This window comes from Pseudomonas sp. ICMP 10191 (assembly GCF_001467335.1).
In the GTDB taxonomy this organism is placed as follows: Bacteria; Pseudomonadota; Gammaproteobacteria; order Pseudomonadales; family Pseudomonadaceae; genus Aquipseudomonas; species Aquipseudomonas cerasi.
This window is the reverse complement of record NZ_LKGW01000121.1, coordinates 1-16671: the sequence shown is the minus strand read 5'-3', so window position 1 is coordinate 16671 and position 16671 is coordinate 1. Positions and strand designations below refer to the sequence as shown.

Genomic DNA, 16671 nt, shown 5'->3' with positions numbered 1-16671 from the left:
TTGATGTCGTACAGCCCGGGCGGACTATAAACAGGCAGCAAAACCAGCAGAATGGGCGTTACAGCAATGCCTCGCGTGCAAGCGTGCACGGTTGCTCATTCAGTCACAGGCGTCAGCACCGGTTGCCCGGCGAAAAACGCCAGCAGGTTATCGTTGACCATCTGCACACTGTCTCTCGACGCCTCGGGAGACAGGCCTGCCACGTGCGGTGTCAGCACAACATTATCCAGCGTCTTGAGCACGTCCGGCACTGTCGGCTCATCGTCGAACACGTCCAGCGCAGCCCCGGCAATCTGCTCATTCTGCAGTGCACTGACCAACGCCTGGGTATCCACCACGCTGGCGCGGGCAATGTTGACCAGAAACCCGTCAGTGCCCAGCGCCTCAAGCACTCGGGCGTCGATCAGGTGCTGCGTACCACTGCCACCGGGCGTGGCGATGACCAGAAAATCCGATGCGGCCGCCAGCGCCTGCGCTGTCGCATGCCAGGTGTAATCGCAGTCAGTGCGCGGCTTGCGATTGTGGTAACCGATGGCGATATCGAAGGCGGCTGCCCGCTTGGCAATCGCCAGCCCTACCGCCCCCAGTCCGACGATACCCAGGCGCTTGCCTGCCAGCGACGGGCGCACCACCTTGCGCCATTCACTGCGGCGCACCGAGGCATCGGCCTGCGGAATGTCGCGTACCAAAGACAGCAGCAACGCCAGCGTATGATCGGCCACCGTGGCGGCGTTGACGCCTGCACCATTGGTCACGACGATGCCCCGCGCCTGCGCGGCAGGCAGATCGACCTTCTCGTAACCGGCGCCGCTTACGCAAATGATGCGCAGCTGCGGCAGTGCATCCATTTCCTCGGCGAAAAATCCCAGCGGCCCGCGTGTCACCACTGCGCTGATGCTCGGCCCGTGCATGGCAATCGCCTCGGCGCGCAGTTCGGCCGTCGGGGCGCGAATCAACTGAAAGCCGCTGCTTTCAAGAATCGGCAAATACGTGTCCAGGTTTTCGACCAGCACCAATACCGTTGTCATGCGCGCTCCCGCTCGATCAGCAAAACGTTGACCTTAACGCGACTCGACGCGCTTGTGCAGAGCCGCTGACGCCGGAACTGAAAAAAGCCTTCCCGAACACGCCGAGCATTCATAAAGTGGACGCATTTGCCGGACAGACTAATGCGCAAGCAGACTTGGCAATCAGCAGAGTGCGTTATGGTTGCGTGCAGTGACGCGACCAGTGGCTCTACGGTCTGGCGCGCAGGCTGCTCATAAAAACAGGCTTTCTCAAAAACAAGGAAACACCCGCCCATGCAAGGATTTCCCACCACCCTGTTGAAAAAGACCCTTTTGGCTGCGGCTGTCATGTCGGGCCTGATGCTGTCGTCAGGCATGGCAGCGGCGGCGGACGCCCCAGGCAAGGTGCTGAGCGAGAAATACGGCCTGCCCTGGCCAGCGGTGATCGCCCATCGCGGTGCTTCGTTCGACGCACCGGAAGAAACCATCCCGGCCTACACCCTGGCGCGCGATCTGGGCGCGGACTACCTGGAAATGGACATCCAGCGAACAAAGGACGGCGTGCTGATAGCGCTGCACGATGACGTGCTGGAACGCACCACCAACATCGCTGACGTGTTCCCGACCCGGGTAAAAGACCCGGTCAGCACGTTCACTCTGGCGGAGCTCAAGCAACTGGATGCCGGCTCGTGGTTCAACAAGGCCTACCCGGAAAGGGCTCGCGACAGTTACAACGGGTTGCAGATCCTGACGCTGGATGAGGTCATCGACATCGCCGAGGGCGGCGCCAACAAGCCGGGGCTGTACATCGAGACCAAGGTGCCGAACAAGTTTCCCGGTGTCGAAGCCGACCTGAAGAAACTGCTGGCCAAACGCGGCTGGCTCGAACAGCGCCCTGCGGCAGCGCCCGGCCATGTCAATGTCGCGCACATGCCAGGACGCGTGGTCCTGCAGACGTTCGAGAAGCAAAGCCTGGAACTGCTGCAGAAAGAAATGCCGAAAGTGCCCAAGGTCATGCTGCTGTGGATTGGCGAAGGCTCGATAGAGCCCAAATCCAGCGTCGCGTTCAAGGACTCCGGGGCCAAGGACAAGGCCAGCTATTACGCGACCCAGGAAGTCAAATCACCGCAGGAGTTCGAGCAGTGGATTGACTGGGCCAAGGCCCACGGCGCCATCGGCACCGGCCCTTCGTCGCAACTGGCCAAGGGTGGCGACCAGAGCTATATGGACCTGGTCAAACCCTGGATGAACAACCTGACCCACGAGAAAGGCATGGTGATCCACCCGTACACGGTGGACGACGCAGAGGACTTCAAGCGGATCAGCCATGATGGCGCGGACGGCTTCTTCACCAACCGCACCGCCGAACTGTTGAAGTTCTACGGACGGCCAGCGAAAGAAAGCATTGAAACGATTCTGAAGCGTAACGGCTACTGATCCAGCGGCTGGCCGCATCCGGCGATGCGGCCAGTCAATCAGAAGTCGATAGTGCCCGACAGCTTGAGGGTACGAGGCTCGCCCTGAGTCAGATAACCGCCATAGGCGGACTCCCAGTAATCCTTGTTCATCAGGTTTTCGACATTGGCGCGCAGGGTCACGTCCTTTTGTGCAACGTTGAAGGTATAGCGTGCGCCCAGGTCGAAGCGGTTCCAGGTCGGGATGCTCAGGTTGTTGGCAGCATCGACATATTGCCCACCGGTGCGCAGCATGCGCGCATTGATGGCCGCGCCTTCGATTCCCGGAATATCCCAATCGGCACCCGCGTTGAACTGGAAGGTCGGCACACCTACGGCCCGATTGCCGTCGTTGCTGCCACCGTCCGTACCGCTCACCTCGGTGTCCATCAGGGTCAGACCGGCCAGCAGACGCAAGCCGCTGACAGGCTGGCCAAACACGTTCATCTCCACGCCGCGGTTGCGCTGCTGACCGTCACGGACATAACGCGACCCGGTGCCTTCCAGAACCTGGTAGCCGTCAGCCGGTTGCTCGATGCGGTACACGCCCAGGCTCGCGCCGAATGTACCCATGTCCAGCTTGACGCCCGCTTCCACCTGTTTCGAACGCGACGGCGCAAAAACTTCGCCAGGGTTGATGGTGACTGTATTCGGAGCCGTCGGACCTTGCGCCAGACCTTCGATGCGGTTGGCGTAGAACGACACATATTGCCAGGGCTTGAATACCACCCCGTAGACCGGCGTGGTGATCGCTTCGTCGTACAGCGCATTGCGCGGGCCGCTGCCGTATTCATACCCCTGGACACGCAATTGCTGGCGGCGCAGGCCTGCGGTCAGCAGCAGTCGATCATCGAAGAAACCCAATGTGTCGGAGAGCGCGACGCTGCGCATGCGGCTCTTGCCGACAATGCCGGGATCATTCAGATCGCCTGCGGTGAAACTGTCGAGTGCCGGGCGCTCCTGGGAGACAGGGTCGTAAAGGTTGTTGCTGGAGGTGCCGCCGAACAGATACGCACTGCGCTGCTCGGTCCAGATGCCGGAGAGCCCGAAGTTGACCTTGTGGCTGACCGCACCGGTCTGCAGCTTGCCGTTGATGCCGGCCATGGCGGTCTTGTTGTCTTCGTCGTGCGGGATGAAAGACGGTGCGGCCGTGGTGTTGCCCGCGGCATCGTGGACAGTTGGCGAGCCATATACGCCGACCTCGCGGGTGTGCTTCGCGCCCGCTGCGGCGTACAGCGTCCAGTCCTCGTTGAGATCGTACTCGGCACGGCTCATGCCGAAGGTGTCTTCGGTTTCGGTCCAGGTCCAGTTCGGCGCGTAATTGGTATCCGAGTCCGGAGCATGCGGCACGCTGGTCAGAGCGCTGTCGACAAACACCGTGTTGCGGCTCTGGTTGATGCGCTGCTTCTGGTAGGCAAAATCACCGGAAAGACGGAAGTTGTCACCTCGGTAATCAAGCCCCAGCGCGAACAGCTTGCTGCGATGCTCTTCGTCCTCGACACCGGTCTCGCCTTCGCGCTGCGACAGGTTGAGACGCGCGCCGAAGCGATTGCCTTCGCCGAAGCGCTGCCCCAGATCGAGATGCTCGCCGATCCGGCCGTCGTTGCTGATGTCGGTGGTGAAACGACGCGTCGGCGTATCCTGCGCGCGCTTGGGCTGCAGGTTCACGCCGCCGCCAATCCCGGAACCGGTGGGGGTCACGCCGTTGATGAAGGCATTGGGGCCCTTGAACACTTCAACGCGTTCCAGCGCATCGGCCGATATGATCTGGCGCGGCAGTACGCCGTAAAGGCCGTTATAGGAAATATCATCGGTGGTCAGCTTGAAGCCGCGAATGACGAAGATACTCGAAGCGTTGGCATAGCCACTCGACTGACGCACCGATGCATCATTGAGCAGTACGTCGCCTACGGTTTCGGCCTGCTGATCCTCGATCAACTGTTCGGTGTAGCTGCTCATGGTGAACGGCACGTCCATGATGTCGGCATTGCCCAGAACACCCAGTTGCCCGCCGCGCGCCACCTGCCCGCCGGCATAAACCGGCGCAAGCGCGTGAGGGTCGGACTTGTCGGCACTGATATCGGTCTCCCCCAGCACCACAGGGCCGTCCTGCCGAGTGGCAGCCTCTGCAGCGGCCCAGGCCGGAGATCCAATGGAACAGCAAAACGCGAGCAACGTAAGGCGCATCGGCAACGATGGTGAGTTCATCAATAGGTCCTGAAGACAGGTTGAATGAGATCGGAAGCAACCGTCCTGGACATCGCCGATCGGGTGGATGCGAAATGATATCAGATGTTACTGGTAATGCTTATCATTTGTTTAAACGTGAAAAGTGATAATCGAGCGGCGCCACACAAGCGTTACTGCGCCGGAGTGTCAGGCCCCCGGCACGCATGAGCTTCCGTGGCGTTGCGCAATGCTTTGAAACAGGTTGGCGACAGCCACAGGAGGGCGACTGTCGTGTAAGCTCACAGGCTATTGGTTTTCCCATCGAGAGGCCTATGCAGTCCACTTTCCGACGCTCGACCCTGGCAGCACTTCGTGGTTTTGCCTTGCAGAGCGATGCAATCTCCATTGTTCCTTCTGCCGCCGACTATCGACGCTGCCTGCTGGAAAGGATCGCTTCGGCCACCCGACGCATCTATATCATCGCGCTGTACCTGCAACAGGATGAAGCCGGCCAGGAGATTCTCGACGCGCTGTACGCCGCCAAAACCGCGAGGCCGGAGCTGGATGTGGTGGTGCTGGTCGACTGGTTCCGTGCACAACGCGGCCTGATCGGCGCCGGACGCCAGCCCGGCAACTCGACCTGGTATCAGGCGCAGAACCTCGAATACGATGAAGAAGTGCCGATCTACGGCGTGCCGGTGCAGACCCGCGAACTGTTCGGGGTGCTGCACCTCAAGGGCAGTGTGATCGACGACTGCGTGATCTACAGCGGCGCGAGCATCAACAACGTCTACCTGCACAAGCTCGACAAATACCGTCTGGACCGTTATCACCTGATCGAAAACGCGGCACTGGCCGACGCTTTCCAGAATCTGGTGCAGCGGGAAATACTCTCTTCGCCGGCCGTGCACCGCCTCGATCTGCAATCGCCACCCAGCTCACGCAGTTTGCGCAGCGAGATCCGAGCGTTTCGTGGCGACCTGAAACGCGCCGCCTACGACACCTCGGCGGGCGAAAAGGAAAACGGCGACATGCGGGTGATTCCGCTGCTCGGCGTCGGCCCGCGCAACAATCTCAACCGCGCCATCTGCGATCTGATCGCATCGAGCAAGATCCAGCTGACCATCTGCACGCCATACTTCAACCTGCCGGTGGCCGTCACCCGCGAGATCAACCGGGCGCTCAAGCGCGGCGTGCAGGTCGACATCATCATTGGCGACAAGACCGCCAACGACTTCTTCATCGATCCGGATGAGCCGTTCAAGGTGATCTCGGCCCTGCCCTATCTGTATGAAATCAGCCTGCGGCGCTTTGCCCACAAGCATCAGAAGGCAATCGCCCAGCACCGCCTCAATGTGCACCTGTGGAAACACGGCGATAACACCTTCCACCTCAAAGGCATCTGGGTCGACCAGCGCTATACCCTGCTGACCGGCAACAACCTGAACCCTCGCGCCTTCAACCTGGACCTGGAAAACGCCTTGCTGATCGACGATCCAAAGGGCCGATGGAGCGAACCACGGGAAGCGGAAATCGCCCATTTGATGCGCAACACGCAGCGCGTCAACCAGTATGACGAACTCGACACCCTCGCCAACTACCCCGAAGGCGTACGCAAGTTTCTCAAGCGTGTCAGCCGCGTGCGGGTCGAGCGACTGTTGTACCGTATTCTCTGAGCCTTCAACGTGCGGCCGGCATGCCAGCCATGGTCAGGCGTGCCGGCGCCACGTATCCCTTGGCAAACGCCGAACAGTGGCCTTGCCTCAAGGCCGTTTGGCACCCAGTTGTTTCCACATCTTCTGCGTGATCTTGCGCCGGTTACTGTAACCGGCCCACGGGTCGTCCTTGAGGCGCTTCAAACGCTGCTCAAGGTTGGTGATGTCCCACTGCGCCGAGGACTTCAGACCCGCCAGCTCATCCAGCGCGATCGGCACCGAGACCGGCAACCCTGGACGGGCGCGGACTGAATAGGCAGTCACGGTACTGCCGCCGCGGCTGTTGCGCAGGTAATCGATGAAGATTTTTCCGACGCGGTTTTTCGGCCCCATGGTGGCGGTGAAGCGCTCCGGCAACTGACGGCTGGCAAACTCGGCGATGGCCTTGGCGAACGCCTTCACGGTGTCCCAGTCGGCTTGGCGCGCCAGCGGCACGATGATGTGCATACCCTTGCCGCCGCTGGTCTTGAGGAAAGCCTCCAGGCCCAGCTCCTCCAGTACGGCGAGCACCATTTGCGTGGCTTCGATCATGCTGCGCCAGGGCAGGGCCGGATCGGGATCAAGGTCCAGCACGAAATGGTCCGGCGTTTCGATCCTGTCACGCGTCGCCCCCCAGGTATGCAGCTCGATGGCGCCCATTTGCGCAGCACCGATCAGTGCCGGCAACGAATCTATTTCCATCAGCGCGGCATGCCCGGGGTCCAGCGCACGATCCAGTTGTCTGATGTGCGGGATCGCCAGATGCTCGGCATGCTTCTGGAAAAACTGCTCACCGTCGATACCCTCCGGACAACGCAGCAGTGCCACGGGACGCTTGTTCAGGTACGGCAGAATCCAGTCGGCGATGGACTCGTAAAACTGTGCAAGTTCGATCTTGCTGGTGCCGGTCTTGCTATCGATGATGCGGTCCGGATGACTGACCCCGGTGCCCGCCACATCAACTTTTCCCTGCGCGGCCTTTTTGCGCGCCTGTGGCGCTGCCGTTTTGGTTGGGGTCTGGCTGGCTACTTTGGCAGGCTGAGCATCTTCACGCACCACGTCCTTGGCCGGCTTGTCGTTACGCAGCCCGACAAAGGCAGCCTGGCGGACAATGCCTTCGCGGGTCCACTGGGCGAACTCGGTTTCGCAGACCAGTTTCGGCTCCACCCACTGCACGCCACGTGCCTGGGACGCGGAGAGTTTTTTGGCCAGCGGTGAATCCTTGCGCTGCAACTTCTTCAGTTGTTTATGCAGTTGCTCAAGGCTCACTTCAGTGAACCCGGTGCCGACCCGCCCGGCGTAGACCAGCCCGTCCTCACCGGCATTGACCGCCAGCAACAAGGCACCGAACGCCGATCGGCTACCCTGCGGTGCCGTGTAGCCGACGACCACGAATTCCTGCCGCAAGCGACATTTGAGCTTGATCCAGTCGGCATTGCGTTTGCTGACGTACGCACTGCCGGCACGCTTGCCGATCACCCCTTCCAGGCCCATTGCCGCAGCACTCGCGACAATATCCTGATGACCCGCCTGAAAGGCATCCGAATAACGCAACAAGCGACTTTTCTGTGCGTCGACAACGTGTTTCAAGGCGTCACGACGCTGCTCAAGCGGCACTTCGCGCAGGTCCTCCGCGCTCAAAAACGGCATGTCGAACAGGTAATACAGAATGTCCTTGCTGTTCCCCGCGTCAAAAGCATTCTGCAGGCCCTGGAAATCAGGCAGCCCTTGCTCGTCGAGAACCACCACTTCGCCGTCGAACCAACTGTCGCGCAGCTTCATGCCCTTGAGCGCCTTGACCAGCTCCGGCAGCCGCTCGGTCCAGTCATGCCCGTTGCGCGTGAACAGACGCACGTCAGCGCCCTCAATGCGGGTCAGCATGCGGTAACCGTCGAATTTGATTTCGTACAGCCAGTCACCGGCTGGCGGCGCCTCCACCAGCGTCGCCAGTTGCGGCGAAAGCGTGTCCGGGAAAGCCGATTTCGCTTTCCTGCGCGTCGGTTTTGCCGCTGGCTTTGGCGCTTTTGATTTTGATGTGGAGGCCTTGGCTTTTCCGTTTGCAGCACTGGCCGCGGACTTTTTCGGAGTACTGCGCTCTTCGCCCACATGAGCACCACTGATCACGCTTTGCGGCTGCTCCTGGGTAATGTCGTACTCGGCAGCAGGTCGCGCGATGTCATCCTTTTCCTTGATCAGCAGCCACTGTTCCTTGCTGCCGCTGCCCTTGAGCCGGGTACGCACCAGCGCCCAGTCACCGCTGAGCTTCTCGCCGACCAGGGTGAACTTGAGTTTGCCCTCCGCATAGGTCTTTTGCGGATCGCCGTGCGGTTGCCAGACACCCCGGTCCCAGACGATCACATCACCGCCACCGTATTGACCCTGCGGGATACTGCCCTCGAAGCCGGCATAGTCCAGCGGATGGTCTTCGACATGCACTGCCAGGCGTTTTTGCGTGGGGTCCAGGCTCGGGCCTTTGGGCACGGCCCAGCTCTTGAGCGTGCCCTCGAGCTCCAGTCGAAAGTCATAGTGCAGGTTCCGTGCGTCATGCTTCTGGATCACGAAACCGAGCGCACCGGGCTGCGATTTGCCTTTGCCCTTGCGCTTGCTTTCGGCAGGCTCGGAGGTGATGGCGAAGTTGCGCTTGCGGGTGTATTCACTGGCGGGCTTGGCCATCACCGGTCACTCCGTAGGGCTCAAGAGGCTTTGCTGGTTTTCTTGCGCGCGGCGGGCCGCTTGGGTCTGGCACCGTCCTTGTCGGCCGGTTTTTCCTTCGTCGCAGGCTTGCTCGCCTTGCCTTTACTGGCACCACCCTTGCCCGCCAGACTGCGCCGCAGCAAGTCGGTGAGGTCGATGACATCGGCACTCTTGCGTTCTTCTTCGGCCGGATCGGACTCGACATCTTCGATCTCGCCTTCGTCTGCCTTGGTCTTGACCAAGTGCATGATCTTGTCCTGAAAGGTGTCGCGATACAGCTCAGGCTGCCAGTCGGCGCTCATGTCCTTGACCAGACGCTTGGCCATGTCACGTTCGCTCTTGTTCAACTTGGCGTCGGTCACCGCATCGCTCAGTTCCAGTGCGTCCAGCTCACGCACGTCGGCAGGCCAGCGCAGGATTACCATGACCAGCGCCGATTCCAGCGGCATGACCGCCGCCAAGTGTTCGCGGGTATGCAGCACCACATTGGCCAAGGCGACCTTTTTGGTATCGACCAGGGTTTCGCGCAACAACGCATAGACTTTCTCGCCGCGCTTGTCGGGGGTCAGAAAATAAGGCGTGTCGATGTTCTGCAGGGGGATCTGCTGACTGTCGACGAAAGCGAATATGTCGATGGTCTGCGTCGATTTGGGGTGCGCGGAACGAATTTCCTCCTCGCTGAGCACCACATAGCGATCCTTCTCGTACGCCACGCCCTTGACGATGTTTTCGCTGGTGACTTCCTTGCCGGTGACCTTGTTGATCCGCTTGTAGCCGACCGGGTCCATGCTGCGTTTATCGAGCCAGTCGAAGTCGACACTGGTCGACGTTGTCGCCGAGACCAGCGCGACGGGTATATGCACCAGCCCGAAGCTGATTGCACCCTTCCAGATTGCCCTTGCCATGGTCTGACTCCTGTTGATCCTGGAAAAGTGACAGGGCCGGCCGGAGAAAAGTTTCGACAGGCTGACGAGCGCCGGGAAACCTGCTGAGCCGGGCGAGTTTTTTATCGTGAAGAACCAACTATCAACGTTTTGGCTTCTGATAGCCGGGATGGGGATCGGGGTCGCATTACCGTCGAAGCCTCGTATGGCAAGGGTTTGCGCAGGACTCTGCGGAGTTGCTTACTCCGCATATGCACTTAGGATCTAAAAATATGGTTTAACGTTCTTTTGCGGAATAAAAAAGACGTTCTATAAATGGCCCCACCCCCGAACGCTGTTGGTGAGGTGTCTGCCAACCGACAGCGGGTCCCGTCAGCTCTCACCTGGCTGATTACTTCCAAGGATTTGTCATGAACGTTTTCTGGTTTCTTCCGACTCACGGCGATGGCCATTATCTGGGCACGACAAAGGGCGCACGTCCCGTCACCCTCAACTATTTGAAACAGGTGGCGCAGGCCGCCGATGACCTGGGCTATTACGGCGTATTGATCCCTACCGGTCGCTCCTGCGAGGACTCGTGGGTCATCGCCTCGGCGCTGGTGCCGTTGACCGAGCGTTTGAAGTACCTGGTGGCGATCCGCCCGGGCATCATCTCGCCGACCGTCTCGGCACGCATGGCAGCCACGCTGGATCGTCTTTCCGGCGGCCGGTTGCTGATCAACGTGGTGACCGGCGGCGACCCGGACGAAAACCGTGGCGATGGCAGCTTCCTCGACCACAGTGAGCGTTATGAAGTCACTGACGAATTTCTGAAAATCTGGCGTCGCGTCCTGCAAGGTGAGGCGGTCGACTTCGAAGGCAAGCACTTGCGCGTACAGAATGCCAAGGCGCTTTACCCGCCGATTCAAAAACCCTACCCGCCGCTGTACTTCGGTGGTTCCTCCGACGCGGCGCATGACCTTGCGGCCGATCAGGTGGACGTGTACCTGACCTGGGGCGAGCCTCCGGCAGCCGTGGCGCAGAAACTCGCCGATGTACGTGAACGGGCAGCGCGCAAGGGACGTACCGTGAAGTTCGGCATTCGCCTGCACGTCATCGTGCGCGAGACCAGCGAAGAAGCCTGGAAAGCGGCCAGCACGCTGATCGAACACATCAGCGATGACACCATTGCTGCAGCGCAGAAGTCCTTTTCACGCTTTGATTCCGAAGGTCAGCGGCGCATGGCAGCACTGCATGACGGGCGCCGCGACAACCTGGAGATCGCGCCCAACCTGTGGGCCGGTGTCGGCCTGGTGCGTGGTGGTGCAGGCACGGCGCTGGTCGGCAATCCCGAAGAAGTCGCGGCACGCATCAAGGAATACGCCGACCTGGGCATCGAGAGCTTCATTTTCTCGGGTTACCCGCATCTTGAAGAAGCCTACCGCTTCGCCGAACTGGTCTTCCCGCTGCTGCCCGAGCCTTACGCCAGCCTCGCCGGGCGTGGCATCACCAACCTGACGGGCCCGTTCGGCGAAATGATCGCCAACGATCTGCCCCCGCAGGCCAAGTGATGTCCGGACAACTGCTGACCCTACCCCACTCGCCTGCGCTGGCCACCTCGATCAGGGCCACCGCGCAGGTGTTCGAAGACCCCAGATCCCGGGCCCTGCTCGCTCACGTGCGGCAGGTTGCGCCCAGCGATGCCAGCGTGCTGATCATCGGCGAGACCGGCACCGGCAAGGAACTGGTTGCTCGCCACGTCCACGAACTGAGCGCCCGCCGCGACAAGCCGTTCGTGGCGGTCAACTGCGGCGCTTTCTCCGAAAACCTGATCGAGGCCGAACTGTTCGGCCACGAAAAAGGGGCGTTCACCGGAGCGATCAGCGCCAAGGCTGGCTGGTTCGAAGAGGCCAACGGCGGCACGCTGTTTCTCGATGAGATCGGCGACCTGCCCATGTCGCTGCAGGTCAAATTGCTGCGCGTGCTTCAGGAACGTGAAGTGGTGCGTCTGGGCTCGCGCAAGAGTGTGCCGATTGACGTGCGCGTCCTGGCGGCGACCAACGTGCAGCTGGAAAAGGCCATCAACGCCGGGCATTTTCGCGAAGACCTTTATTACCGGCTCGATGTGGTCAATCTGGAATTGAGCCCGCTGCGCGACCGGCCGGGCGACATCCTGCCCCTGGCCCGGCACTTCATAGAGGTCTACGGCCAGCGGCTGCGGCATGGTCCGGTGCGGATCAGCCCCGAAGCCGAGCACAAGCTCAAGACTTACAGCTGGCCGGGGAACATTCGCGAGCTGGAAAACGTCATCCATCACACCCTGCTGGTCTGCCGTGAAGGCGTTATTCAGCGTGATGACCTGCGCCTGTCGAACCTTAGAATCGAGCGTCAGGATGACCAGAACCCGTCTGACGAATCAGCCGAGCAACTGCTCAACCGGGCGTTTCAAAAGCTGTTTGAAGAACAGGCCGGAGCCTTGCACGAGAAGGTCGAAGATACGCTGCTCAGAACGGCCTATCGCTTCTGCCACCACAACCAGGTGCACACAGCCAGCCTGCTGGGCCTGACCCGCAACGTCACGCGTACGCGTTTGATCAAGATTGGCGAGCTGGCGGTCAACAAACGCAGACCGGGTGAAAATGTCCAGGGCGACCGGATGCTGCACCTGTCGGTGTGAAGGTCAAGACCGATGACGCAGAGCGTCATGAAAGGCATTCCCACGCTGGAGCGTGAGGAACGATCACTGTCCGGCAGAACACCATCGTGTCCATGCTAGGCGGTGCGGCGCCAAGAGCTGACGCGGAGCGTCACGAACGGCATTCCCACGCTGGAGCGTGAGGAACGATCACTGGCAAAACACTATCGTGCCCATGCTCCGCGTGGGCATGCCCGTTCCGGACGCTCTGCGTCCTCTTCTGAGCAGGCGGCGCTTTACGACAAGCGCATCGCCAGCGCCTTGGCCTGAATTGCCACGTCGGTCACCGCAGTGCTTTCCCACCACATGCCGCGCAATGGCGGGCCCATGGCGAACAGACGTGCCGAATACTGACCGTGTGCGTCGAGCACTGCGCCAGTGGCGTCGGCGGCGATGCCGAGTGCCAGCGGACCGGGCTGGATCAGCCCGCGTGCCAGCAGCTGCCGGGGCAACGGGCGGTCCACGCGCCGCCAGTCGTATTCGATACCGGTGGAGTTGATCAACGCATCGCCGGTGATCTGCGTCGGCTGACTCTCCCCGCGTCGACGAACGCTGATCTGTACCTGACCTGACGGCAGGCTGGCCACGCCCTGCAGCGAGGCCGCATCAATACTCAACCGCCCTTGCCTGATCAGCCGCGCCAGTAGCGCAGCGCTCGGCGGCGGGGAGCGATGGTGGTGACTCTCCCACCAAGGCCTTACATGACGGACGAACTGGCGGCGCTGCTGGTCGCTGGCCTGATTCCACAGCCTGCCGACGTTGGCCCGCACGGTGTCCAGCGGGGCCTGCCAGTCAATGCCGCTCTCGATGGCCAGTTCGCACTGTTCACGCACTTTGCGCACCAGTTGCCGAGTGCTGCGGATACTCGGGTCCTGAGCAAGAAAATCAGACCATTCCGGCGGCTGACGCCGAACGTGCGGCAGCAGGCCGTGCCGGGAAAAAATCTGAATGGGCCCGCGGTGCCCCGCCGTTTCCAGCGAGACCAGCGCATCGACCATGGTCAGCCCCGAACCGATGATCAGCACCTTTGACTGCGGATCAAGCTTTTTCATCACCGCCACATCCCAAGGGTCCAGCGCTGCCGTGTTCAGCTCGTTCGAATCGCGTCGCGGGGTGCGTGAAGCCGCGTACATGCCGGTCGCCAGCACGGCACGGCTACCGCGCAACTTACGGCCGTCAGCCAGCGAGACACTGACCCCACCTTCATGGACCTGCAGGTCGACTGCCTCGCCGGGCACATGCACGGCGGTCGAGCCAAAGGCTTCAGCAGCGCTTCGGGCTTCACGCAGTCGCTGCTGAACATAAAGCCCGAACACACCGCGTGGCGGAAACAGTTCGGCGACCGGGACCCTCTGCTCATAAGCTTCAGGCCAGCCCCCGGCGGCCAGATAGTCAGTCAGCCACTGGGTGAGGTCATCCGGATTATCCGGATCGACGCTCATCCGCGCAGCGTTGCCATTGAGTGTATGGCCCGGCTCCGTCGCACTGTAGGCCTCGCCCCTGCCGAGTTCGCTGCGGGTTTCGATAATCAGGATTCGGCGCTGGCCCGGTCTGCGCAGCAGTTGCGCCGCCAGCATGGTGCCGCTCAGACCGCCGCCGATGATCAGAATGTCAGCCGTCTGGTGGGAATCTTCGGTCATCGAACAGCGCCTCGGTCGAGTTGCGATAAAGAATCGGAAAGGTCAGAGCACGACATTACGCACGAAGCGCAGGGGCACATCGGCGTCATTGCAGTAGCGGTGCGGCTGGTTGCTGGGAAACATGAAGAACTCGCCCGCCCCGACCTGCTGCACGGCCGCAGGGTCGGCAAAGCGCAACGTCAGATGCCCTTCGACGACGTAGACCTGTTCACTCCAGCCATCGGGATCGGCCTCCGAGACATAGGCGTCCCCAGGCTGCAGACAGAATTCCCACAGCTCCACCTCGCGCCGGGCAACGGCCCTGGCCAGCAGTACCGCCTTGCTGCCGACGATCGTACCGGCCCATGCCAGCTCGTTGATGCGGCTGTAATCACGATTTTCAGGTGCCTGGATCAGGTCGCTGAACGCCACTTCCAAGGCTTCGGCCACGCGGTCCAGTGTCGCCAGGCTGACGTTTTTTTCGCCGGCCTCGATAGCGACCAGCATGCGTCGGCTGACTCCGGACTTTTCCGCCAGAGCCGTCTGGCTGAGGTCCGCACTGTTACGCAGACGCCGGACGTTCTGGCTGACGTGCTGCAGCACCGGAGGGCGCTGGGAATTTTCTTTGTGCATGCAGGTGCTCACATCAAACCGTTGCGCATTATACTGCCCAACCCAGGGACACTGTCAGGTTGTTCCGCCTCTCACCGCGCGCATGGCAATTAACAGGAACCAGGAGCTGACATGAAGTCTATCAGCCGCATACCCCGCATCAGCAAGGCAGAAGCCGTACTGATTCTGATCACCATGCTCTGGGGAGGCACCTTTCTGCTGGTCCAGCATGCGATGACCGTTAGCGGGCCGATGTTCTTCGTCGGCCTGCGCTTTGCCGCCGCAGCGCTTATCGTAGCGCTGTTTTCAATAAAGGTGCTGCGCGGTCTTACCTTCCTCGAACTCAAGGCGGGCGTCTTCATCGGCACCGCGATCATGCTCGGTTACGGTTTGCAGACGATCGGACTGCAGACTATCCCCAGCAGCCAGTCCGCGTTCATCACGGCACTCTACGTGCCCTGCGTGCCTTTGTTGCAATGGCTGGTACTCGGTCGACGACCAGGATTGATGCCGACACTGGGCATCATCCTGGCTTTCACCGGGCTGATGCTGGTAGCGGGGCCGCAAGGCGCATCCCTGCAACTCAGTTCCGGCGAAATCGTGACGCTGATCAGCACGGTGGCCATTGCCGCCGAGATCATCATGATCAGCGCCTATGCCGGTGAGGTCGATGTGCGTCGAGTCACGGTGGTGCAACTGGCCACCGCTTCAGCGCTGGCATTTCTGATGATCGTTCCAACCGAGGAACACTTGCCGGATTTTTCCTGGTTGCTGGTGCTCAGTGCCGTGGGACTTGGGACCATGAGTGCGGCGATCCAGATTGCCATGAACTGGGCACAGAAAAGTGTTTCGCCTACCCGCGCCACCGTGATTTATGCCGGTGAACCGGTCTGGGCCGGGATTGTCGGAAGACTCGCCGGCGAACGTTTGCCGGGCATAGCCCTGCTGGGCGCGGCATTGATTGTGGCCGGGGTGATCGTCAGCGAAATGAAGCGGCGTTCTCCGCGCGCCGAACAGAACGTAGTCGACGAAGAGCAACAGCAGCGAGGCGTGCGCGAAGCTGAATGAACCGTGCTTAATTGCAGGCCGTCAACCACCTTGTTTCTTCGAAACTGTTCCAACGACATATCACCGCATCAGAAGCAATTATTTACCGAATTAAAAAAGCAGACACTTTTTGTAGGAAATTTCGGAAACCGTCTCTTTGGTATCGGAGTGTCTGGCACGTATGATGCTTGACATTCCCCTGCAGATTAGAAGCCTATGTCCCTGATAGTTCTACTGCTTCTGCCTTTCATCGGCAGCTGTCTGGCGGCCTTTTTGCCGCACAACGCGCGTAACGCGGAATCGTTTCTGGCCGGTCTGATCGCCCTCATCGGCGCTGTGCAGATGGCCTTGTGGTTCCCGCAGATCGCCGACGGCGGCGTGATTCGTGAAGAGTATTTCTGGCTGCCAAGCCTGGGCATGAACTTCGTGCTGCGCATCGACGGCTTCGCCTGGCTGTTCTCGATGCTGGTGCTGGGCATCGGTGCGCTGGTCTCGCTGTACGCCCGCTATTACATGTCGCCGGACGATCCGGTGCCGCGTTTCTTCGCGTTTTTCCTGGCTTTCATGGGCGCCATGCTCGGACTGGTGATGTCCGGCAATCTGATTCAGATCGTGTTTTTCTGGGAGCTGACCAGCCTGTTCTCGTTCCTGCTGATCGGCTACTGGCACCATCGGGCCGATGCCCGACGCGGCGCGTACATGGCGCTGATGGTCACCGGCGCAGGCGGTCTGGCGCTGCTGGCCGGCTGGCTGTTCAGAATAAAGATTGACACAACCTATTAAAGTTTGACACAATCTATTAAAGTTTGACACAGCG

At 60.8% G+C, this 16671-nt stretch carries 11 protein-coding genes and 1 pseudogene; 6 read left to right on the top strand and 6 right to left on the bottom strand.

Annotation, left to right across the window (positions count from 1 at the left end):
• Positions 1 to 95 precede the first annotated feature (95 nt).
• Positions 96 to 1028, bottom strand: a complete 933-nt coding sequence (locus AO388_RS17855; RefSeq protein ID WP_044308573.1) for a 2-hydroxyacid dehydrogenase — start codon at positions 1026 to 1028, stop codon at positions 96 to 98.
• Between the two features lie 273 nt (positions 1029 to 1301).
• Between AO388_RS17855 and AO388_RS17850 the strand changes: the two genes are divergently transcribed.
• Positions 1302 to 2444: a glycerophosphodiester phosphodiesterase gene (locus tag AO388_RS17850; protein WP_046719228.1), complete on the top strand. Its 1143-nt coding sequence runs from the start codon at positions 1302 to 1304 to the stop codon at positions 2442 to 2444.
• Positions 2445 to 2482: 38 nt separating this feature from the next.
• Here AO388_RS17850 and AO388_RS17845 read toward each other — a convergent pair whose 3' ends face one another.
• Positions 2483 to 4669, bottom strand: coding sequence for a TonB-dependent receptor (locus AO388_RS17845; RefSeq protein ID WP_058397928.1), 2187 nt, complete (start codon positions 4667 to 4669; stop codon positions 2483 to 2485).
• Between the two features lie 293 nt (positions 4670 to 4962).
• On the opposite strand from AO388_RS17845, the gene pssA reads away from it, so the two are divergent.
• A complete protein-coding gene (gene pssA, locus AO388_RS17840) occupies positions 4963 to 6306 on the top strand; it encodes a CDP-diacylglycerol--serine O-phosphatidyltransferase (protein ID WP_003436422.1) in 1344 nt (447 codons plus the stop codon).
• Between the two features lie 87 nt (positions 6307 to 6393).
• On the opposite strand, the gene ligD is transcribed toward pssA, so the two are convergent.
• Both ligD and ku read right to left on the bottom strand, forming a co-directional pair.
• On the bottom strand, positions 6394 to 8997 hold the full coding sequence (ligD, locus tag AO388_RS17835; protein WP_046719226.1) for a DNA ligase D: 2604 nt from the start codon (positions 8995 to 8997) through the stop codon (positions 6394 to 6396).
• A 20-nt stretch (positions 8998 to 9017) separates the two neighbouring features.
• Positions 9018 to 9923, bottom strand: coding sequence for a non-homologous end joining protein Ku (gene ku / locus AO388_RS17830; protein WP_003370557.1), 906 nt, complete (start codon positions 9921 to 9923; stop codon positions 9018 to 9020).
• 389 nt (positions 9924 to 10312) lie between these two features.
• On the opposite strand from ku, the gene ssuD reads away from it, so the two are divergent.
• On the top strand, positions 10313 to 11452 hold the full coding sequence (ssuD, locus tag AO388_RS17825) for an FMNH2-dependent alkanesulfonate monooxygenase (protein WP_003436407.1): 1140 nt from the start codon (positions 10313 to 10315) through the stop codon (positions 11450 to 11452).
• Positions 11452 to 12558: a sigma-54 interaction domain-containing protein gene (locus AO388_RS17820; RefSeq protein ID WP_054081631.1), complete on the top strand. Its 1107-nt coding sequence runs from the start codon at positions 11452 to 11454 to the stop codon at positions 12556 to 12558. Before ssuD ends, AO388_RS17820 begins: the two co-directional genes overlap by 1 nt.
• Positions 12559 to 12812: 254 nt before the next feature.
• Here the strand turns inward: AO388_RS17820 and AO388_RS17815 are convergent, their stop codons facing one another.
• Together AO388_RS17815 and AO388_RS17810 are read right to left on the bottom strand one after the other, a co-directional pair.
• On the bottom strand, positions 12813 to 14216 hold the full coding sequence (locus AO388_RS17815) for an FAD/NAD(P)-binding protein (RefSeq protein ID WP_054081630.1): 1404 nt from the start codon (positions 14214 to 14216) through the stop codon (positions 12813 to 12815).
• Positions 14217 to 14258: 42 nt separating this feature from the next.
• Positions 14259 to 14828 (bottom strand): helix-turn-helix domain-containing protein, encoded by a 570-nt coding sequence (locus AO388_RS17810; protein WP_002554065.1) that lies wholly within the window; start codon positions 14826 to 14828, stop codon positions 14259 to 14261.
• 111 nt (positions 14829 to 14939) lie between these two features.
• Between AO388_RS17810 and AO388_RS17805 the strand changes: the two genes are divergently transcribed.
• Both AO388_RS17805 and AO388_RS17800 read left to right on the top strand, forming a co-directional pair.
• Positions 14940 to 15875, top strand: a complete 936-nt coding sequence (locus AO388_RS17805) for a DMT family transporter (RefSeq protein WP_044308566.1) — start codon at positions 14940 to 14942, stop codon at positions 15873 to 15875.
• A gap of 195 nt (positions 15876 to 16070) precedes the next feature.
• Positions 16071 to 16601: pseudogene (locus AO388_RS17800) on the top strand (proton-conducting transporter transmembrane domain-containing protein); the annotation flags it as partial.
• Positions 16602 to 16671: the final 70 nt, after the last annotated feature.